This window comes from Variovorax sp. KBS0712 (genome assembly GCF_006323185.2).
Classification (GTDB): domain Bacteria; phylum Pseudomonadota; class Gammaproteobacteria; order Burkholderiales; family Burkholderiaceae_C; genus Variovorax; species Variovorax boronicumulans.
In genome coordinates this window covers 2,256,416-2,275,880 of sequence record NZ_VCCD02000001.1, presented here as the reverse complement: position 1 = coordinate 2,275,880, position 19,465 = coordinate 2,256,416, and the positions used below count along the sequence as shown (strand labels likewise).

Genomic DNA, 19,465 nt, shown 5'->3' with positions numbered 1-19,465 from the left:
CTCGCTACGAATGTGCAAACATCGTCGCGAAATGGACAAACTGAATCTGCGCCCCGACGAGGGCGAATCGACTCCGCGCGCGGTCGCCGTGCTGGCCACCGATCCGGCGGGCGACGCCTTCATTCCGCCGCATGCGCACCGGCGCGGGCAGCTCATTCATGCGATTTCGGGCGTGATGATGGTCGGCGCCGCGGCCGGCAGCTGGGTGGTGCCGCCGGGGCGCGGCGTCTGGGTGCCGCCGGGCATGACGCACCAGATCCGCATGGCGGGCGAGGTGAAGATGCGCACGGTCTTCGTCGAGCCCGGCACGCGGGCCGACCTGGGGGCCGACTGCCGCGTGATCCACGTGGGGGCGCTGTTGCGCGAGCTGATCGTGGCGGCCGTGTCGCTGCCGCTGGACTACCCGCCGGGCGGGCGCGACGAGCGCGTGATGGAGCTGATCCTCGACGAGATCGAGGCCGCGCCCGCGCTGTCGCTGCATGTGCCGATGCCGCGCCACGCGCGCCTGGCCGCGCTGTGCGAGGCGTTCATCCGCGACCCCGCGCAGCCCGCCACGCTCGACGGCTGGGCCGTGCGGCTGCACATGAACGCGCGCACGCTGGCGCGGCTGTTCGAACGCGAGACCGGCATGACTTTCGGTGCATGGTGCCGCCAGGCGCGGCTGCTGCTGAGCCTGCCGCGGCTGGCCGCGGGCGCGTCGATCCTGGAGGTGGCGCTGGCGCACGGCTACGAGAGCCCGAGCGCCTTCACCGCGATGTTCCGCCGCACGCTCGGCGTGCCGCCGAGCCAGTACCTGCACCCGCCGGCCTGAGGCGGGTGAAGGCGGGGGCGGGAGCGGCCTGCGCCGCTACTTGAACCCGAGCGCGCGCGGCAGCCAGGTGCTGAGCATCGGCACGAAGGTCAGCAGCATCAGCACCGCGCCGTGCGCCCACAGGAAGGGCACCAGTTCCTTCACCAGCGCCGACATCGGCACCTTCGACACGTTGCAGGTGACGAACAGCAGCCCGCCCACCGGCGGCGTGATCATGCCCAGCGTGAGGTTGAAGATCACGATCATCGCGAAGTGCACCGGGTCGACGCCCAGCTTGATCGCCACCGGCGCCAGGATCGGCGCCAGCACCATCACGCCCGGCAGCGGCTCGATGAAGATGCCGAACAAGAGCAGGAACACGTTGACGATGATCAGGAACATCCACGGCGAGAGGTTCATGCTGATGAGCCATTCGGCCATCTGCTGCGGAATGCCTTCGATGGTCAGCACCCACGCGAACGAGGCCGACAGGCCGATGATGATCAGCACCGACGCCGACAGCAGGGCCGAGCGCGACAGGATGTCGGGCAGCATCTTCCACTCGAGCGTGCGGTAGATGAACTTGCCGCACACCAGCGCGTAGAACACCGCCACCACCGACGCTTCGGTGGGCGTGAACCAGCCGGCGCGCATGCCGCCCAGGATCACCACCGGCAGCAGGATGGCGGGAATCGCCTTCCACGTCGTGATGAGAATTTCGCGCAGCGGCGGCGTCTGGCCGTCGCCCTTGTAGTTGCGCTTCTTCGAGACGTAGAAGTTCACCACGCACATCGCCACCGCGATCAGGATGCCCGGCACGATGCCGGCCACGAACAGCTGGCCGACCGACACCGTTTCGTCCTGCAGCGCGTAGATGATCATGATGATCGAGGGCGGAATGATCGGCCCCACGATGGCCGTGGAGGCCGTGAGCGCCGCCGCGTACGAGCGGTCGTAGCCGGCCTTGTCCATCATCTTGATGAGCATCGAGCCGGGGCCGGCCGCGTCGGCCAGCGCCGAGCCCGAGATGCCCGAGAAGAAGGTCAGAGACACCACGTTGGTGTAGCCCAGCCCGCCGCGGCGGTGGCCGACGAACTGGCCCGCGAAGCGCAGCAGCACCTCGGTGAGCGAGCCGCCGCTCATGAGCTCGGCGGCCAGGATGAAGAAGGGCACGGCCATCAGCGGAAAGCTGTCGATGCCGGTGAAGGTTTCCTTCAGCAGCACCATCAGCGGGTAGCTTTCCGCGAGGATCAGGGTGGCGGCCGTGGCCAGGCCGAGCGCGAAGGCCACGGGCACGCCGATGGCCAGGAACACGCAGGCGGAGACGATCAGGACAATGCTGGCATCCATGGTCTTCTCCTTACAGCGAGGCCGACGCGTTGGCGTCGAAATGCGCGTCCGACGCGAACTCGCGGTTCAGCACGTAGCCGCGCACCACCAGCAGCCAGTGCACGATCAGCAGCACGCCGCCGATCAGCATCGCGCTGTAGATGTAGGCAAACGGAATCTGCGTCACGGCGGTGAGCTGGAACATCGTGCGCTCCATGTAGAGCCAGCCGTACCAGACCATGAAGCCGAAGAAGGCGAACAGCAGCCCGGCCACCACGATGCGCACCGCCACGGCCGCGGGCCGGGGCAGGGCGTCCTGCAGGTTCTCGACCGCGATGTGGCCGCCGTAGCGCAGCACGGGCCCGGCGCCCAGGAAGGTGAGCCAGATCATCATGTGGCGCGACACCTCTTCGGCCCATTCGATCGACTGGTTCGTGGTGTAGCGCAGCACGACGTTGGTGAAGATGATGACGGACATGGCCGCCAGCAGGAGGATCAGCGCCCACCGGTTGGCGGCGAGAAAGTAGCGCTCGAAAGCTTGCACGTTGTGGTTCTCTGTGGTGTCGGAAATGCGAAGCGCCCGGCACACTGAGGCGGGCCGGGCGCGGTCGGGGCGGAGCAGTCTTACTTGACGTCCGTGATCTTCTTGATGTTGTCGGCGCCGAATTCCTTGGCGTAGCCCACGTAGGCCGGCTTCAGGGCTTCGCGGAAGGCCGCGCCGTCGACGGTGCGCGTGACCTTCATGCCGTCTTTCTCAAGCTGGGCGATGCCGTTGTTCTCGTCGTCGTTGACCTTCTTGCGCTGCGCGATCGAGGCCTTCTTCGCCGCTTCGGTGAACACCTTCTTGTCGGCGTCCGAGAGCTTGTTCCACACCTTGGGCGACAGCAGCAGCAGCGCCGGCGAGTAGACGTGGCCGGTGAGCGACAGGTGCTTTTGCACCTGCGAGAACTTCGAGGACAGGATCACCGGAATCGGGTTTTCCTGGCCGTCGACCGTGCCTTGCTGCAGCGCGCCGAAGAGTTCCGGGAAGGCCATCGGCGTGGGCAGGATGCCGAAGGTGCGGTAGCCGTCCATGTGCACCTTGTTTTCCATGGTGCGCATCTTCAGGCCGGCCGCGTCGGTGGGCTTGACGATGTCGCGCTTGCTGTTCGTCATGTGGCGAAAGCCGTTTTCCGTCCAGGCCAGCGCGATGATGCCCTTGCTCGGGAACTTGGTCAGGATGTCCTGGCCGATGGGGCCGTCCATGACCTTGCGGGCGTGGTCGTAGTCGCGGAACAGGAAGGGGATGTCGACGATCTTGACCTCGGGCACGAAGTTGCCCACGGGGCCGGTCGAGGTGTTCAGCAGGTCTTGCGTGCCCAGCTGGATCGCTTCGATCTGCTCGCGCTCGCCGCCCAGCGCCGAGTTGGCGAAGTGCTGGCACTTGAAGCGGTTCTGGGTGTTCTTCTCGACCTCTTCGCAGAACACGGTGGAGCCCACGCCGTAATGCGATTCCTTGGACGTCGCATAGCCGATCTTGAGAACGGTGGGTTGCTGCGCGAGGGCGGCGCTGCCCAGGGCGAGCGAAAGGCAGGCGGCGGCGATGTGGCCGAATTTCATGGTGTCTCCGGGGAGTTGGGGGTCGAAAGCGCGTCAGGCGCAGGTCAGGAAATGACTATGCACCAATAACCAGTTTGACCGCGTCGGGACTTTCACGGACGTAGGCGCGGATCACCGCGTCGAAGCTCTCGTCGGCCGTGAGGCCGAGGGCCCGCGCGCGCGGCGTGTCGAAGCGTCCGGGCCAGGTTTTCACGATGCGGCGGATGGCGGCGTCGGGCGTGCGGTCGAGCAGGTCGGTGGCGGCGCGGCCGGCCACGCGTTCGAGCGCGGCGGCCATTTCGCCCACGGTGGTGGCCAGCGAGGGCAGGTTGAGCGCGGTGCGCGGGCCCCAGTCGGCGTCGCTGGCTTCGGCGGCGCGCACGATGCCTTCGATGGTCCGGGCCGGCGAGGCGATGGCCACGGGCGTCTCGTCAGGCACCGGGCAGGCCGCGCGCAGGCCGGCGAGCGGCTCGCGGATCATGCCGCTGAAGAAGCCCGAGGCCGCGCCGTTGGGCAGGCCGGGGCGCACGCTCACCGTCATGAGGCGCACGCTGCGCCCCTGCACGAAGCCCTTGCGCGTGTAGTCGGCCACCAGCTGCTCGCCGATGAATTTTTGGATGCCGTAGCTGGTCTGCGGCGTGGGCAGCGTGTGGTCGTCGATGAGCGCGGGCAGCGGCTGTTCGGGCGAATCGCCGAACACGGCGAGCGAGCTGGAGAACACCAGCACCGGCCGCGTGCCGAGCGCGCGCAGCTTCTCGAGCAGGCCGTGCGTGGCGGCGAAGTTGCTGCGCATGCCCAGGTCGAAGTCGGCCTCGCATTCGCCGCTGACGGCCGCTGCCAGGTGGAACACCGCGTCGGCCTCGCGCCAGAAGGTGGCGCCGTCGTCGGCCAGCTGGGCGTTGAGGTCGCCGGTGGCGGCTGCGATGCGCGCGTTGGCCGCGAGGTCGGGCGGCGGCGGGGCGCGGTCGACCAGCGTGATACGGGCGATGTCGCGGGTGGGCGCGCCGGCGAGCGAGAGCTGGCCCAGGGCCAGGAGGGTGCGCGCCAGGCGCGCGCCGAGAAAGCCGGCGCCGCCGGTGATGACGATGTGCATGGGGTCCTGTCTCCTTGTGTCCTTGTGTCGCGAGGATAGCGTCGGCGGTATCGCACAATTTGCGCATGCCCATGCTGCCTCCCGATCTTCTTGCCACCCTGCGACTGCCTGTGCTGCAGGACGCCGACCTCGACACCCAGGCTTCCTTCTTCAAACGGCCGGAGGTCCGCGCGCTCTACTTCGAGGTGGTGGAGGGCTCGGCGAAGGACGAGGTGCTGCGGGCCGCCATCGCGCAGCTCGGCGAGCTGCATCCGCACCGGGCCGCGTTGCTGGCGGTGTTCTGCGGCGCGCTGGTCGAGAACGGCGCCGATCCGCAGCTCATGTTCGACGCCGTGCGCCAGCTGGCCGGGCGCCTGCTGGCGTCGCTGGCGCCTTACTGCGCGGCGCAGCCGTACGAGCCCGACGAGGAGGACGAGGAGGGCGACGAACCGCAGGACGAGGCAGAACTCGCCGCCTGGCAGGCCGCCGAAGCGGCGCTCGCGGCACTGTCGCCGCAGGCGCGTTTCGAGATCGATGCGCTGCAGCGCGCGGTCGACCTGCTGGTGCTGCCGCTCATGACCATGGTGGTGCGCGATGTGCGCAACCACCAGTCGCTGGTGGCGGACGCAGGCCTGCTCGCGCACATCGAGGCGATGTACGCCAACGACTCGCTGCCCTTCGAGGCCTTGCACTTCCTGCGCGCCGCGGCCCAGCTGTCGTACGAGGACGAACTGGTGGTCCTGCTGCCGGCGTCGCGCGCGGGCATGGTCGTTCGCGCACAGGGCATCAACAACAACTTCCACGCCTTCTCGCTGCTGCAGGACCTGATGGAAACGCACGCCCAGACGCTGGGCATCCGCCAGCCGCCGCGCACGCGCCGCGACGCGGACAGCGATGCCGCTGCCTTCCTCTGGCTGCAGGCGACGGCCTTCGCCCAAGGCGAGCTGGTGGACCGCATGGCGTGGTCCTGGGGCGAAGGCACGCTGCGCGAGAACGTGCGCCGGCAGGGGCGGCTGGTGCTCGTCGCGCTGGAGACGGACGACAAGCCCGCGCGCGGCTGGACCGGGTTCACCCACGTGTTGCACGCCGAGCAGAACCCGCAGGTGTCGCTGGTGCACTTCCTCACGCCCGACGAGGTCGCCGCGTACCTCGCCTGAAGCGCCATGAAAAAAGCCCTCCGAAGAGGGCTTTCATGCATCGACGCTGCGGGGCTTACATGCCCACGTAGTTCGGCCCGCCGCCGCCTTCGGGCGTGACCCAGACGATGTTCTGCGTCGGGTCCTTGATGTCGCAGGTCTTGCAGTGCACGCAGTTCTGCGCGTTGATCTGCAGGCGCTCCTTGCCGGCGCTGGCTTCGTCGGGCACGAACTCGTACACGCCGGCCGGGCAGTAGCGGCTTTCGGGGCCGGCGAACTTGGCCAGGTTGACGTTGACCGGCACCGACGCGTCCTTCAGCGTCAGGTGGGCGGGCTGCTGCTCTTCATGGTTCGTGTTGCTGATGAACACGCTGGAGAGGCGGTCGAAGGTGAGCTTGCCGTCCGGCTTCGGATAGACGATGGGCTTGCACTCGGCGGCCGGCTTCAGGTACTGGTGGTCGGGCTTGTTGCGGCGCAGGGTCCATGGGATGTGACCCTTGAGCAGCCACTGCTCGACGCCGTTCATGACCGTGGCGATGCCCAGGCCCTTCTTGAACCAGGCCTTGAAGTTGCGGGCCTTGTTCAGCTCGGTGTAGAGCCAGCTTTTCTCGAACGCGGCCGGGTAGGCCGTGAGTTCGTCGTGCTGGCGGCCGGCCATGACCGCGTCGAACGCGGCCTCGGCGCACAGCATGCCGGTCTTGATGGCGGCGTGGCTGCCCTTGATGCGGCTCACGTTCAGGTAGCCGGCCTCGCAGCCGACCAGCGCGCCGCCCGGGAACACCGTCTTGGGCAGCGACATCAGGCCGCCGGCCGTGATGGCGCGCGCCCCGTAGCCGATGCGCTTGGCGGGCTTGATGCCCTTGGCTTCGTCGCCCTCGAGGTACCAGCGGATGTTGGGGTGCAGCTTCCAGCGCTGCATTTCCTCGAACGGGCTCAGGTACGGGTTGCTGTAGTCCAGGCCCGTGATGAAGCCCATCGTGACCTTGTTGTCCTCCATGTGATAGAGGAACGCGCCGCCGTAGGTGTTGTTGTCCATCGGCCAGCCGGCCGTGTGCAGCACGAAACCGGGCTGGTGGCGCTTGGGATCGATTTCCCAGACTTCCTTGACGCCCAGGCCGTAGGTCTGCGGGTCGCGGCCTTCGTCGAGCTTGAACTTGGCGATCAGCTGGCGGCCCAGGTGGCCGCGCGCGCCTTCGGCGAACACCGTGTACTTGCCCAGCAGCTCCATGCCGAGCTGGAAGTTCTCGGTGGGTTCGCCGTCCTTGCCGACGCCCATGTTGCCGGTGGCCACGCCGCGCACCGAGCCGTTCTCGTTGTAGAGCACTTCGGCGGCCGGGAAGCCGGGGAAGATTTCCACGCCCAGGTTCTCGGCCTGCTGCGCCAGCCACTTGGTGAAGGCGCCCAGGCTGATGATGTAGTTGCCGTGGTTCTGGAAGCAGGCCGGCAGGAAGGCGTTGGGCGTGCGCAGGCCCGACTTTTCGCTCAGGAACACCATGGCGTCGTCGGTCACCGGCTGGTTCAGCGGGGCGCCGAGTTCCTCCCAGTCGGGCAGCAGCTCGTTGAGCGCGCGCGGGTCCATGATGGCGCCCGACAGGATGTGCGCGCCGGGCTCGGAACCCTTCTCGAGCACCACGACGGAGATTTCCTTCTCCTGCTGGGCGGCGAGCTGCTTGAGGCGGATCGCGGTCGAGAGGCCGGCGGGGCCGCCGCCGACCACGACCACGTCGTATTCCATGGCTTCGCGAGGGCCGAACTGGGCGAGGATTTCGTCGTGCGTCATGTGGGTTGGGTCGATAATGATTTTTAGAGGCGCGGGGGCGTCCCGGTTCGCCGGGCATTTTATGCGGCGTCCGGCGGGGGGCCTTGTCGCCCGCAGGCGAGGCGCCTTGCGTCACCTGCGCGACTCCACAGGATTCAGCTCATGGCTTACAGCATCGATCTCTCCGGCCGCGTGGCTTTCGTCACCGGCGCCTCCAGCGGACTGGGCGCCCAGTTCGCGAAAACACTGGCCCGTGCCGGCGCCGCCGTGGTGCTGGCCAGCCGCCGCGTCGAGAAGCTCAAGGAGCTGCGCGCACGCATCGAAGGCGAGGGCCATGACGCCCACGTAGTCGAGCTCGACGTGACCGACATCGGCAGCATCAAGGCCGCCGTGGCGCGCGCCGAAACCGAAGTGGGGCCCATCGACATCCTGGTCAACAACTCGGGCGTGAGCGCCACGCAGCGCCTGCAGGACGTCACGCCCGAGGACTACGACTACATCTTCGACACCAACGTGAAGGGCTCCTTCTTCGTCGCGCAGGAGGTCGGCAAGCGCATGCTGGCGCGCGCCCAGGGCAAGGCGCCGGGCACCTACATCGGCGGACGCATCATCAACATCGCGTCGTCAGCGGCGCTGAAGGTCATGCCGCAGATCGGCACCTACTGCATGAGCAAGGCCACCGTGGTGCAGATGACCAAGGCCATGGCGCTCGAATGGGGCCGCTTCGGCATCAACGTGAATGCGCTGTGCCCGGGCTACATCACGACCGAGCTCAACGAGGAGCACTGGAGCACCGAGGGCGGCGCCAAGCTGGTCAACATGCTGCCGCGCAAGCGCGTGGGCAAGCCCGAAGACCTCGATGGCCTGATCGTGCTGCTGGCCAGCGGCGAGAGCCATTTCGTGAACGGCGCCGTCATCGCGGCCGACGACGGGTTCGCACTCTGAGCCCCCGGGCCTGGATCGGCATTGCCGCCGGCCTGGGCGCGGGCGCGCTCTGGGGCCTGGTGTTCGTGGCGCCGCGCATGGTCGGCCACTTCGGCATGGTCGACATCACGGCGGCGCGCTTCGCGGTGTTCGGCGCGGTGTCGGCGCTGGCGGTGTTCGCGCGGCCCGCGGCCCTGCGCTGGCCCACGGGCCGGCAGGCGCTGGCGGCGCTCGCGCTCAGCGTGCTGGGCTTCAGCGGCTACTACCTGCTGCTGGCCTTCGGCATCGCGGCGGCGGGCACCGAGGTGCCCAGCCTCATCATCGGCACCATTCCCGTCTGGATGATGCTGCTGGGCCGTCCCGCGGGCCTGCACATGCGGGCCTTGCTGCCCGGCCTGCTGCTCACGGGCGCGGGCATCGCGCTGATGATCTGGGGCGCGTGGTCGGCGCAGCACGGTGCAGGTGGAGGCGGCGCGCGCTTCGGCTGGGGCATTGCGCTGGCGCTGTGTTCGATGGTGAGCTGGACGGTCTACGGCCTGCTCAACGCCGCCTGGCTGCAACGGCACCGCGAGGTGCATGCGGCCGACTGGGCCAACTGGCTGGGCATCGCCACCGGCCTCGGGGCCTTGCTGCTGTGGGCGGTGGCGGGCAGCGGTGTGGCCACGCTGCAGTCGCAGCCCGACGGCATGCTCTTCATCTGGATCGCGCTGGCGAGCGGCTTCGGCTCGTCGTGGCTCGCGACCATTCTCTGGAACGTCGCGAGCCAGCGGCTCTCGGCCAGCCTGTGCGGCCAGCTCATCGTGAGCGAGACGCTGTTCGCCTTGCTCTATTCCTTCCTCTGGGACGGCCGCTGGCCACAGACCACCGAATGGGTGGCGGCGGCGCTGTTCGTCCTGGGCATCCTCGCATCCATCAAGGCCCACCGATGAGAATCGAAATCCCCGAAAAGAAGAAGCTCGTGTACGAGATGTCGATCCCCATCCGCTGGGGCGACATGGACGCCATGGGCCACCTGAACAACGGCACCTACTTCCGCTACCTCGAAACGGCGCGCATCGACTGGATCCGCTCGCTCGGCGTGGAGCCCACGCCGGGCGGCGAGGGCATGGTGATCGTCAACGCCTTCTGCAATTTCTACCGGCAGATCGAGTACCCGGGCAACGTGCGCATCAAGATGTACGTGAGCGACCCGGGGCGCACCACCTTCGAGAGCTGGGCCACCATGGTCCGCGAAGACGCGCCCGACGTGCTCTGCGCGGCCGGCGGCGCCACCACCATCTGGGTCGATTTTCCGAAGCAGAAGGCGCTGGCGCTGCCCGACTGGCTGCGCGAGATCGTCAGCGACTGAAAGCGCGCTGACGCGAAAGGCTCAGGCCGGCCGCAGCACGATGCGCGCCTCGAAGCCGCGCGCCATGCCGGGCGGCGGCGAGGCCAGCTCCAGCGTCGCGTTGTGCTTCTCGACGATGGTGCCCACGATCGACATGCCCAGGCCGTAGCCGGCCCGGTCCGAGCCGTGGCGCACATGGCGCTGGTGCAGCGACTGCAGCTGCTCGGGGCTGACACCCGGACCGGCATCGCGCACCACCAGCACGCAGGGCGCCGCGACCTCGATCGTCACGCGGCCGTCGCCGCTGTAGCGCAGGGCGTTCTCGACGAGGTTGCGCAGCGCGATCGCCAATGCATCGACGTCGCCGAAGGCCACGGGCGCCGCACTGTCGGGCACCTTGAGCTTCAGGCGCTCGTTGATCTGCGGGTCTTGCCAGAACTCCTGTGCCACCGTGCCCGCCAGTTGCACCAGGTCGACCCGCGCTCGCGCGAGCGAGGCGCCCGATTCGGCGCGCGACAGCTGCAGCAGCTTTTCGGCGCGGTGGCTCAGCATCTGCAGCGCCTGCAGCGCGCCTTCGACGTCGGTGCGCTTCAGGTCGTGGTCGAGCGCGGTCTGCAGCCGCAGGCGCGCGGCGGCCAGCGGCGTGCGCAGTTCATGCGCGGCATTGGCGGCCAGCGCGCGCTCCACGTCGAGCGACTGCGACAGCCGCTGCAGCAGCCGGTTGACATGGTCGCCCACCGCGCGCAGCTCCTGCGGCAGGCCGGGCAGGGTGATGGGGCGCAGGTCGGCGCCGTTGCGCTTCTCGATCTCGGCGGCCAGCTGCTGCAGCACGCGCAGCTCGGTGCGCGCCACGCGGCGCAGCACCAGCGCCAGCAGCGGCAGCACCGCGCCGAGCGGGATGATGAGGCCGAACAGCGTGCGGTTCAGCGCGCGGCGGCGTTCGTCCAGCGGGTCGGCCACCTGGAAGTACAGGCCCAGCGTGGGGTGGCGCACGGTGTAGATGCGCCAGGTCTGGTTGTTGGCGAAGCCCGCGGCCAGCGGCACATCGAAGGCGTCGTCGGGCGCTTCGGCCGAGCGCAGCAGCACGTGCTCGTGCACGTCGACCACCTGGTACATCACGGCATCTTCGGAGAACAGCTGCTTGGGCGCGATCAGCGGCGTGTCCTGCTTGCCGCTTTCATGGCGCAGGCGCAGCTTCTCGAGCTCCTGCACCGCCATGTCGAACATGCGGTGCGACACCTCCACCAGCTCGTTGTCGAAGTTGTGGTTGATCTCGCGGTCCACGTACCAGACCACGGCGAGCACGCACAGCAGCCACACGCCGCCGACCCACAGGATCAGCGTGCGCGTGAGGCGCCCGGCCAGCGAATCGCGGCGGTCGCGCAGCAGGGCGCTGGTCATTCCTCGTCGTCCGCCGAGAACGACAGCCGGTAGCCCAGGCCGCGCAGCGTCTGGATGTGGCTGCGCCCGAGCTTGCGCCGCAGCCGGCTGATGAACACCTCGAGCGTGTTGCTGTCGGCCTCGTCGCCGAAGCCGTACAGCGCGTCGGCCAGGTTGTCGCGCGTGTGGATGCGCTCGGGCCGCGTGGCCATCACGCGCAGCAGGGCCCATTCCTTCTGCGTGAGCACGACGGGCACGCCGTCCTTGCGCACGCGGTCGTGCGCCAGGTCGATCTCCAGCGTGCCCAGCTGCAGCACCGGCGAGGTGTTGGCGCTGCGCCGGCGTTCCACGGCGCGCAGCCGCGCGAGCAACTCGGCCGGGTCGTAGGGCTTGATGAGGTAGTCGTCGGCGCCGGCGTCGAGGCCGCGGATGCGGTCGGTGACCTGGTCGCGCGCCGTGAGCACGATGACGATGGGCGGCTCGCGCAGCGCGCGCACCTGCGGCAGCAAAGAGAGGCCGTCGCCGTCGCCCAGATGCAGGTCGAGCAGCACCGCCGCGTACTGCACCGAGAGCAGGGCGCCGCGCGCCTCGGCCAGGCTGGGGGCCACGTCGACGACGAACGCCTTGGCGACGAGGTAGCTGCAGACCGCGTCTGCCAACGAACTGTCATCTTCGACCAGCAAGATTCGCACGCGGTGGCCCTTACAAAAACTCGAAGTCTAGCGCCGCCCCTCTGGCGATCGCGTCAGGAATCGTTCAGGTCGCTTCAGACTGGGTTCATCCCGCGTGCGTAGGCTTGCGCCAGTCTGTTCCGAGGCCTGTTTTTCTTCATGACCCGTCGTACCCCGTATCTCCGTCTCGGAGCCCTGACCTTGCTTGCCCTGGCCCTGCTGATGATCTGGGACGCCCTTGGCGGCGACCTGCCGCTGGCTCGCCTGGCCGGCACGCCGATGGGCTTTCCCTGGCGCGAGAACCCCTTCCTGGTCCACGTGATGCACGAGGGCGCGAGAAACCTCAGCTGGCTGCTGGTGATCGGCCTGTTCGCCGCCATCCGCTGGCCCGTGGGCGTGCTGCGGCGCCTGGGCACGGGCGCTCGCGTGCAGCTGGCGCTGACGGTGCTGGCCTCGGTGCTGGCCGTGAGCCTGATCAAGCATGCGAGCGACACCAGCTGCCCCTGGGACCTGAAGGAGTTCGGCGGCGTGGCGCGCTACGTGTCGCATTGGGCCTGGGGCCAGGACGACGGCGGGCCGGGCGGCTGTTTCCCGGCCGGCCATGCCTCGGCCGCCTTTGCCTACCTCGGCGGGTATTTCGTGCTGCGGCATGTGGCGCCGCGTGGCGCCATCGTGTGGCTGTGCGTGGCGCTGGTCGCCGGCTTCGTGCTCGGCGTGGCGCAGCAGATGCGCGGCGCGCACTACATGAGCCACACGCTGTGGACCGCCTGGGTCTGCTGGACGGTCGGCTTCCTCATCGAACTGGTGGCGACGCGCCGCCGTACTTCCCCTCCCATCGAGCGCACCGCGCCCCTGCATGCAAGCCCTTGATTTCGCCCTGTTCAGCTGGCTCAACGCCTCGGCCTCCGCGCCGGCGTGGAGCCTGCGCTTCGCGATGTTCGCGTCCGACGTGCTGCCGGCGCTGCTGGCGCTGTCCATCGCGGCCGCCGCGGCCTTCGACCGCCGCTGGCGCCACGCCTTCTTCACCGCACTCGTCAGCGTGCTCGTCGTGTGGCTGGTGGTGAACGTGTTCCGCTCGGTGCTGCCGTTCCCGCGGCCCGCGTTCTACGGCCTGGGCATCCAGTGGGTGCCGCAGGGGGCGCGCCCGGGCTTCCCCAGCCTGCATGCGGCCGGCACGTTTGCCGCCGCCTTCTCGCTGTGGTGCCTGCCGTGGCGCACGCCGATGCGGCTGGCGCTCGTGGCGGCGGTGGTGGTGGCCTGGAGCCGGCTGTACCTGGGCCTGCATTTCCCGACCGACGTGACGGCCGCCGCGATCCTGGCGGCGCTGGTCTCGATCGTGGTGGAGCGCGGCATCAGCCGCCCCGCCGGCCGTGCGGTGTCGCGCAGCCCGCGCCTGCGGCTGCTGCGCCGCGCGCGCATCGGCCGAGCCTGAATGCGCTCTGAATGAACTGTTCAGGCTCTCTTCAGGCACGCTGCCTACATTGGCGGCATGTCTGTTTCGCGTCTCGACTCCGCGCTGCTGGCGCGTGCTCCCAGCCGATCTGAATCCCGCCCCGCGCCGCTGTCGGATGCGGGCGCCGCCGGTACTTTCTGGCAACGCATCGACCGCTGGATCTCGCAGCCCCGCTCGACGCGGCAGGTGATCGTCTGGCTCAGCCTGTACCTCGGCCTCACCGCCAACTGGCCGCTGCTGAACGACCTGGCCCGCCTGGGCGGCGCGCCCAGCACCTACATGCCGACCATCGCCGCGTTGGGCATGCTCACCTTCTGCGGCACCGTGGCGATGCTGTCGCTCACGGCCTGGTCGCGCTGGATGAAACCGCTGTGGCTGCTCGTGGTCGTGATCGCCGCGGTGGCGCAGCACTACATGCTCCAGTACCGCGTGGTGATGGACCCGAGCATGATCGCGAACGCGTTCCAGACCGACCCCAACGAAGCGCGCGACCTGTTGAGCGGGCGCATGGCCTTCAACGTGCTCGTGGTCGTTCTGCCGGCGGCCTGGGCGATCTGGCGCGTGCGCATCGTGCCGATGGGGCTGCTGTCGCACGTCTGGCGCAACGCGCTGCTGCTGGTGCTGGCCGCCGCCGTGGCGGTGGTCACGGCCGTGGCCATGAACCGGCAGCTCGCGCCGCTGATGCGCAACAACGTGCACCTGCGCTACATGATGAACCCGATCGCCAGCCTGTACTCGGCTGGCGCCGTGGTGCTCAAGCCGATGTTCAAGCGCAGCAGCAAGCTGATCCCGATCACCGCAGGCACGGCGCTCGGCGCGAGCTATGCGGCGCAGAAGCGCCCGCCGCTGTTCGTGGTGGTGGTGGGCGAGACCGCGCGTTCCGATCACTTCGGCCTGAACGGCTACGCCCGCGACACCACGCCCGAGCTCGCCAAGCGCAATGTGCTGAGCTACCGCGAGGTGCGCTCGTGCGGCACCAACACGTTGGCCTCGGTGCCCTGCATGTTCTCGCCCCTGGGCAAGAGCGGCTACGAGTCGCGCAAGGACGAGTACGAGAACCTCATGGACGTGCTGCAGGCCTCGGGCCTGGCCGTGTTCTGGCTGGACAACCAGGCGGGTTGCAAGGGCGTGTGCGCGCGCATCCCGAACGCCTCGGCCTTCGACGGGCTCGATTCGGCCACCAAGAAGGCCCTGTGCGACGGCGAGGAATGCCTCGACAACGTGATGCTCAAGGGCCTCGATGAACGCATCGCCGCGCTGCCCGCCGAGCGGCGTGCCAAGGGTGTCGTGCTCGTCATGCACCAGATGGGCAGCCACGGCCCGGCCTACTACAAGCGCTCGGCGCCCGAACTGAAGCGCTTCACGCCCGAGTGCAAGACCAACGCGCTGGCCGAGTGCGCGCATGCCGAGCTGATGAACGTCTACGACAACTCGATCGCGCAGACCGACCATTTCCTCGGCCAGACCATCGACTGGCTCCAGACCCAATCCAAGCAGTACGACACGGCGCTGCTGTACATGAGTGACCACGGCGAGTCGCTGGGCGAGTACGGCCTGTTCCTGCACGGCGTGCCCTACAGCTTCGCGCCCGATGCGCAAAAGCACGTGCCCATGGTCACGTGGTTCGGCGACGGCATGAGCGAGCGCCGCAAGCTCTCGCGTTCGTGCATGGAGGCGGGCCTGGACGCGCCGCTCACGCACGACAACCTCTATCACACGGTGCTGGGCCTCATGGACGTGACCACGCCCACCTACAAGCCCGCGCTCGACGCGCTGGCCTCGTGCCGCGGCAAGGCCTGAGCGCGCTCGCCGCTTCGGCTTCTTACTTCTTTTCGCGCGGCAGCCGGCCCATCAGGAAGAACTCCGGGTTCGGCTGCATGCCGCTGAAGCTGGCCAGGCGGTTGCTCAGGCCGAAGAAGGCGGTGATGGCCGCGATGTCCCAGATGTCCTCGTCGTCGAAGCCGTGCGCGTGCAGCGGCCCGAAGTCGCGGTCGTCGATCTCGTGCGAGCGTTCGCAGACCTTCATCGCAAAGTCGAGCATCGCGCGCTGGCGCTGCGTGATGTCGGCCTTGCGGTAGTTCACCGCCACCTGGTCGGCCACCAGCGGTTTCTTCTCGTAGATGCGCAGCAGCGCGCCGTGCGCCACCACGCAGTACAGGCATTGGTTGACCGCGCTGGTGGCGGTGACGATCATCTCGCGGTCGCCCTTGGTGAGCGAGCCTTCTTCCTTGAGCATCAGCGCGTCGTGGTACGCGAAGAAGGCCCGCCACTCGGCGGGGCGGCGCGCAAGGCCGAGGAACACGTTGGGCACGAAGCCGGCCTTTTCCTGCACGGCAAGGATCGCGGTGCGGATGTCGTCGGGCAGGTCTTTCAGTTCGGCGAGGGGGTAGCGGGGGGCGTTCATTGCTATGTCTCCTGGGGATCGGTCCCGGGATCATAGGCAACGGCGTCCGGGCCTGCAGCCAGCACAGCCAGGTCGCTCTCGTCCTTGAGCTCCACCCCGCTCAACCCCCGGCGCAGCGACTCGCGCACCAGCCACGCAAGCTTGAAGGCGGCCTGCGCGTACGACAGCCCCTCGGGTCGCACGTTCGAGATGCAGTTGCGTTCGGCGTCGTGCCGGCCGCGGCGTGGCGAATGGGTCAGGTAGATGCCGAGGCTGTCGGGCGAGCTCAGGCCCGGGCGCTCGCCGATGAGCATGACCGACAGCACCGCGCCGACCGCTTCGCCCAGTTCGTCGGCCAGCGCCACGCGCGCCTGGGTGGCGATGAACACGGGCGACAGGCGCGTGCCGGGCGGCAATTGCGGGCGCAGCGCCGCGAGCAGCGGCACGGCGTGGCGGGCGACGGCGAGGGAGGAGAGGCCGTCGCCGATCACGAGGCAGACGTCGCAGCCGCCCGCAGGCCGCTCGTCGCGCAGGCGCGCGGCATCTTCCGCGTCGAGCTGGCGGCCCAGGTCGGGGCGGCGCAGGTAGGTGGTGCGGTCGGGGGCGCGGCTGTGCACGCGGTTCACTTGCCATCGGTCGGCGCGCAATGCGGCATCGAGCGCGTCGACATCGAGCGCCGCATGGATCGCGTCGCGCGCCATCGCGTGGGCCCAGCCGAAGCGCAGCGTCTCGTCGGTGGGCATGCCGGCACCGGCGCGGCCCAGCGCGAGCCGCGCGGGCGTGGCGGCGCGCCATTGCGCCCAGGGGTTGGGGGTGACCGGCGAATCGCTCATGGCGCCAGCGCGGAGAGCCCGCCCATGTCGCTGAGCAGCCGGTTGGCCGTGGGCGGTGCGAGCCGCCCGGTGGTGTCGGTGATCTGCATGCGCTGCAGCCAGGCCTCGAACTCGGGCGCGCGCTTCAGGCCCAGCGTTTCGCGCAGGAAGAGGGCGTCGTGGAACGAGGTGCTCTGGTAGTTGAGCATCACGTCGTCCGCGCCCGGGATGCCCATGATGAAGTTGATGCCCGCCGTGCCCAGCAGCACGAGCAGCGTGTCCATGTCGTCCTGGTCGGCTTCGGCGTGGTTGGTGTAGCAGATGTCGCAGCCGATCGGCAGGCCCATCAGCTTGCCGCTGAAGTGGTCTTCGAGCCCGGCGCGGATGATCTGCTTGCCGTCGTACAGGTACTCGGGGCCGATGAAGCCGACCACGGTGTTGATGAGCAGCGGCTGGTAGCGCCGCGCCAGCGCATAGGCGCGCACCTCGCAGGTCTGCTGGTCGACGCCGAAGTGGGCGTTGGCCGAGAGTGCGCTGCCCTGGCCGGTCTCGAAGTACATGAGGTTGTTGCCGACGGTGCCCCGCGCAAGCGACTGCGCCGCGGCGTGGGCCTCGTCGAGCAGCGCGGGCGTCACGCCGAACGAAAGGTTCGCTTTCTCGGTGCCCGCGATCGACTGGAACACGAGATCCACCGGCGCGCCGGCCTCGGCGAGCTTCAGCGTGTTGGTCACGTGCGTGAGCACGCAGCTTTGCGTGGGGATCTCGAAGCGCTGGATCACCTCGTCGAGCATGTGCAGCAGGCGCCCGAGCACCGGCAGGCTGTCGGACACGGGGTTGATGCCGATCACCGCGTCGCCCGCGCCGTACAGCAGGCCGTCGAGCGTGGAGGCGGCCACGCCGCGCAGGTCGTCGGTGGGGTGGTTGGGTTGCAGGCGCACGGCCAAGTGGCCGGGCAGGCCGATGGTGTCGCGAAAGCGCGTGACCACGTGGCACTTCTTCGCGACCGCGACCAGGTCCTGGTTGCGCATGAGCTTGGACACGGCCGCCACCATCTCGGGCGTGAGGCCTGGTGCGAGCGCGGCGAGTGCCTCTGTGGTGGCCTGCTCGGACAGCAGCCAGTTGCGGAAATCGCCGACCGTGAGGTGCGCGACCGGCGCGAAGGCCTGCGCGTCGTGCGTGTCGATGATCAGCCGCGTGATGTTGTCCTGCTCGTAGGGAATCAGCGCCTCGGTGAGGAACTGCTTCAGCGGCGTGTCGGCCAGCACGTGGCGCGCCGCCATGCGCTGCTGCGCGGTGGCAGCGCCCAGGCCCGCGAGGTAGTCGCCCGAGCGCGCGGGGCTGGCGCAGGCGAGCACCTGTCGCAGATCGTCGAAGGCGAAGCCCTGGCCGGCAATGGTGGTGCGGTAGCGCATCTTTGTTTGTCAGGGCGTGGAAGACAACATCGCGTCCGGCGCGGCGGCGTCGCGCTGCGCCGAGGTGAGCAGGAAGTAGCCGTAGGCGGCCGCCATCAGCACGAGGAACAGCACCGTGAGCATCGGGTTGAACCAGACCATCGCGCCCAGGCACACCAGGCCGAGCCCGAGCGAGACGGCCGGGAACAGGGGGTAGAAGGGCGCGCGGTAGGTGCGCAGCAGGTCGGGCTCGGTGCGCCGCAGCTTGAACAGGGCGGCCATCGAGACCAGGTACATCACGATCGCGCCGAGCACGGCCATGGTCACGATGTTGGCCGTGAGCGTCTGTCCGCCGAACTGCACCCACTCGTCGCTGAAGATGGCGGCGATGCCGATCACGCCACCGGCCAGCAGCGCGCGGTGCGGCGTGTCGAAGCGCGGACTCAGGCCGGCGAAGTAGGCCGGCAGGTAGCCGGCGCGCGCGAGCGCGAAGATCTGGCGCGAGTAGCCCATGAGGATGCCGTGGAACGAGGCGACCAGGCCGAACAGGCCGATCCACACCAGCATGTGCAACCAGCCGCTGTTGGCGCCCACCACCGCCTTCATCGCCTGTGGCAGCGGGTCGTTGATGTTCGCGAGCTGGCGCCAGTCGCCCACGCCGCCCGCGAAGATCATCACGCCGAAGGCCAGCAGCACCAGCGTGACGATGCCGGTGGTGTAGGCCAGCGGAATGGTGCGGTGCGGATCGCGCGCCTCTTCCGCCGCCATGGCCGCGCCCTCGATGGCCAGGAAGAACCAGATCGCGAACGGGATCGACGCGAAGATGCCCGACACCGCCGCGCCGTTCAGCACATTGCCGCCGGCCCATCCGTTGGCCACGAAGTTCGCCATCGACCAGCCTGGCGCGACCACGCCCATGAACACCAACAGCTCGAAGATCGCGAGCACCGTGACGAACAGCTCGAACGCCGCTGCGATGCCGATGCCGATCCAGTTCAGCCCGATGAAGACCACGTAGGCCCCCACCGCGAACCACTTCGGGTTGATGCCCGGGAACTGCACGTTGAGGTAGGCGCCGATCGCCAGCGCGATGGCCGGCGGCGCGAAGACGAAGTCGATCAGCGTCGCGAAGCCGGCCACGAAACCGCCGCGCGGCCCGAAGGCGCGCCGCGCATAGGCGAAGGGGCCGCCCGCGTGCGGGATGGCGGTCGACAGCTCGGTGAAGCTGAAGATGAAGGTCGTGTACATCGTCGCCACCAGCACGGTGGCGACCAGGAAGCCGAGCGTGCCGGCCGTGTTCCAGCCGTAGCTCCAACCAAAGTATTCACCCGAGATGACGAGGCCGACCGCGATGCCCCACAACTGGACGGGACCGAGGACTTTCTTGAGATGACCGGTGCCGGCGACGGGGGCCGGCGGAGCGTCGTTGGAGCGCATGGGGGCTTCCTCTCTGGGCGGAT

General features: G+C 68.8%; 19 protein-coding genes. 8 read left to right on the top strand and 11 right to left on the bottom strand.

Features of this window, described 5'->3' with window-relative positions:
• The first annotated feature begins 31 nt into the window (after nt 1–31).
• Nucleotides 32–811, top strand: coding sequence for an AraC family transcriptional regulator (locus FFI97_RS10460; protein WP_144004422.1), 780 nt, complete (start codon nt 32–34; stop codon nt 809–811).
• A 36-nt stretch (nt 812–847) separates the two neighbouring features.
• On the opposite strand, the gene FFI97_RS10455 is transcribed toward FFI97_RS10460, so the two are convergent.
• The 4 genes from FFI97_RS10455 to denD form a co-directional block, all read right to left on the bottom strand.
• Nucleotides 848–2,140 (bottom strand): TRAP transporter large permease, encoded by a 1,293-nt coding sequence (locus FFI97_RS10455; RefSeq protein WP_062474420.1) that lies wholly within the window; start codon nt 2,138–2,140, stop codon nt 848–850.
• Nucleotides 2,141–2,150: 10 nt separating this feature from the next.
• Nucleotides 2,151–2,663 (bottom strand): TRAP transporter small permease, encoded by a 513-nt coding sequence (locus tag FFI97_RS10450; RefSeq protein ID WP_062474469.1) that lies wholly within the window; start codon nt 2,661–2,663, stop codon nt 2,151–2,153.
• A gap of 80 nt (nt 2,664–2,743) precedes the next feature.
• Complete coding sequence (locus FFI97_RS10445) at nt 2,744–3,718, bottom strand: TRAP transporter substrate-binding protein (RefSeq protein ID WP_139706933.1); 975 nt, start codon at nt 3,716–3,718, stop codon at nt 2,744–2,746.
• Between the two features lie 55 nt (nt 3,719–3,773).
• On the bottom strand, nt 3,774–4,790 hold the full coding sequence (gene denD / locus FFI97_RS10440) for a D-erythronate dehydrogenase (RefSeq protein ID WP_139706935.1): 1,017 nt from the start codon (nt 4,788–4,790) through the stop codon (nt 3,774–3,776).
• Nucleotides 4,791–4,855: 65 nt separating this feature from the next.
• Between denD and FFI97_RS10435 the strand changes: the two genes are divergently transcribed.
• Nucleotides 4,856–5,926, top strand: coding sequence for a hypothetical protein (locus tag FFI97_RS10435; protein WP_144004421.1), 1,071 nt, complete (start codon nt 4,856–4,858; stop codon nt 5,924–5,926).
• A 55-nt stretch (nt 5,927–5,981) separates the two neighbouring features.
• Here the strand turns inward: FFI97_RS10435 and FFI97_RS10430 are convergent, their stop codons facing one another.
• On the bottom strand, nt 5,982–7,685 hold the full coding sequence (locus FFI97_RS10430; RefSeq protein WP_062474428.1) for an electron transfer flavoprotein-ubiquinone oxidoreductase: 1,704 nt from the start codon (nt 7,683–7,685) through the stop codon (nt 5,982–5,984).
• A gap of 141 nt (nt 7,686–7,826) precedes the next feature.
• On the opposite strand from FFI97_RS10430, the gene FFI97_RS10425 reads away from it, so the two are divergent.
• The 3 genes from FFI97_RS10425 to FFI97_RS10415 are packed head-to-tail and all read left to right on the top strand — an operon-like array spanning nt 7,827 to nt 9,936.
• Nucleotides 7,827–8,609 carry an SDR family oxidoreductase gene (locus FFI97_RS10425; protein WP_139705207.1) on the top strand — a complete coding sequence of 261 codons (783 nt, stop codon included), beginning with the start codon at nt 7,827–7,829 and terminating at the stop codon, nt 8,607–8,609.
• A gap of 20 nt (nt 8,610–8,629) precedes the next feature.
• The gene (locus FFI97_RS10420) at nt 8,630–9,517 is read left to right on the top strand and encodes a DMT family transporter (protein WP_409574629.1); all 888 of its coding nucleotides are present in this window, start codon (nt 8,630–8,632) and stop codon (nt 9,515–9,517) included.
• A complete protein-coding gene (locus FFI97_RS10415; RefSeq protein WP_070059373.1) occupies nt 9,514–9,936 on the top strand; it encodes an acyl-CoA thioesterase in 423 nt (140 codons plus the stop codon). The genes FFI97_RS10420 and FFI97_RS10415 overlap by 4 nt, the downstream gene beginning before the upstream one ends.
• A 21-nt stretch (nt 9,937–9,957) precedes the next feature.
• Here FFI97_RS10415 and FFI97_RS10410 read toward each other — a convergent pair whose 3' ends face one another.
• The gene (locus FFI97_RS10410) at nt 9,958–11,316 is read right to left on the bottom strand and encodes a sensor histidine kinase (protein WP_139705210.1); all 1,359 of its coding nucleotides are present in this window, start codon (nt 11,314–11,316) and stop codon (nt 9,958–9,960) included.
• Nucleotides 11,313–11,987, bottom strand: coding sequence for a response regulator transcription factor (locus FFI97_RS10405; RefSeq protein ID WP_062474437.1), 675 nt, complete (start codon nt 11,985–11,987; stop codon nt 11,313–11,315). The genes FFI97_RS10410 and FFI97_RS10405 overlap by 4 nt, the downstream gene beginning before the upstream one ends.
• Nucleotides 11,988–12,125: 138 nt before the next feature.
• Here FFI97_RS10405 and FFI97_RS10400 point away from each other — a divergent pair, with 138 nt between their 5' ends.
• From FFI97_RS10400 to FFI97_RS10390, 3 genes are read left to right on the top strand one after another with little or no spacing between them, the layout of a single operon-like run.
• Nucleotides 12,126–12,836: a phosphatase PAP2 family protein gene (locus FFI97_RS10400; protein WP_139705212.1), complete on the top strand. Its 711-nt coding sequence runs from the start codon at nt 12,126–12,128 to the stop codon at nt 12,834–12,836.
• On the top strand, nt 12,823–13,398 hold the full coding sequence (locus FFI97_RS10395) for a phosphatase PAP2 family protein (protein ID WP_139705214.1): 576 nt from the start codon (nt 12,823–12,825) through the stop codon (nt 13,396–13,398). The genes FFI97_RS10400 and FFI97_RS10395 overlap by 14 nt, the downstream gene beginning before the upstream one ends.
• Nucleotides 13,399–13,455: 57 nt before the next feature.
• Nucleotides 13,456–15,219, top strand: coding sequence for a phosphoethanolamine transferase (locus tag FFI97_RS10390; RefSeq protein WP_139705216.1), 1,764 nt, complete (start codon nt 13,456–13,458; stop codon nt 15,217–15,219).
• 22 nt (nt 15,220–15,241) lie between these two features.
• Here the strand turns inward: FFI97_RS10390 and FFI97_RS10385 are convergent, their stop codons facing one another.
• Genes FFI97_RS10385 through eat form a run of 4 tightly spaced genes read right to left on the bottom strand, consistent with a single transcriptional unit; the run spans nt 15,242 to nt 19,442 of the window.
• On the bottom strand, nt 15,242–15,823 hold the full coding sequence (locus tag FFI97_RS10385; RefSeq protein WP_062474448.1) for a peroxidase-related enzyme: 582 nt from the start codon (nt 15,821–15,823) through the stop codon (nt 15,242–15,244).
• Between the two features lie 2 nt (nt 15,824–15,825).
• Nucleotides 15,826–16,635, bottom strand: coding sequence for an ethanolamine ammonia-lyase subunit EutC (eutC, locus tag FFI97_RS10380; protein WP_139705218.1), 810 nt, complete (start codon nt 16,633–16,635; stop codon nt 15,826–15,828).
• The gene (locus tag FFI97_RS10375) at nt 16,632–18,026 is read right to left on the bottom strand and encodes an ethanolamine ammonia-lyase subunit EutB (RefSeq protein WP_139705220.1); all 1,395 of its coding nucleotides are present in this window, start codon (nt 18,024–18,026) and stop codon (nt 16,632–16,634) included. The genes eutC and FFI97_RS10375 overlap by 4 nt, the downstream gene beginning before the upstream one ends.
• 9 nt (nt 18,027–18,035) lie before the next feature.
• Nucleotides 18,036–19,442 (bottom strand): ethanolamine permease, encoded by a 1,407-nt coding sequence (eat, locus tag FFI97_RS10370; RefSeq protein ID WP_139705223.1) that lies wholly within the window; start codon nt 19,440–19,442, stop codon nt 18,036–18,038.
• Nucleotides 19,443–19,465: the final 23 nt, after the last annotated feature.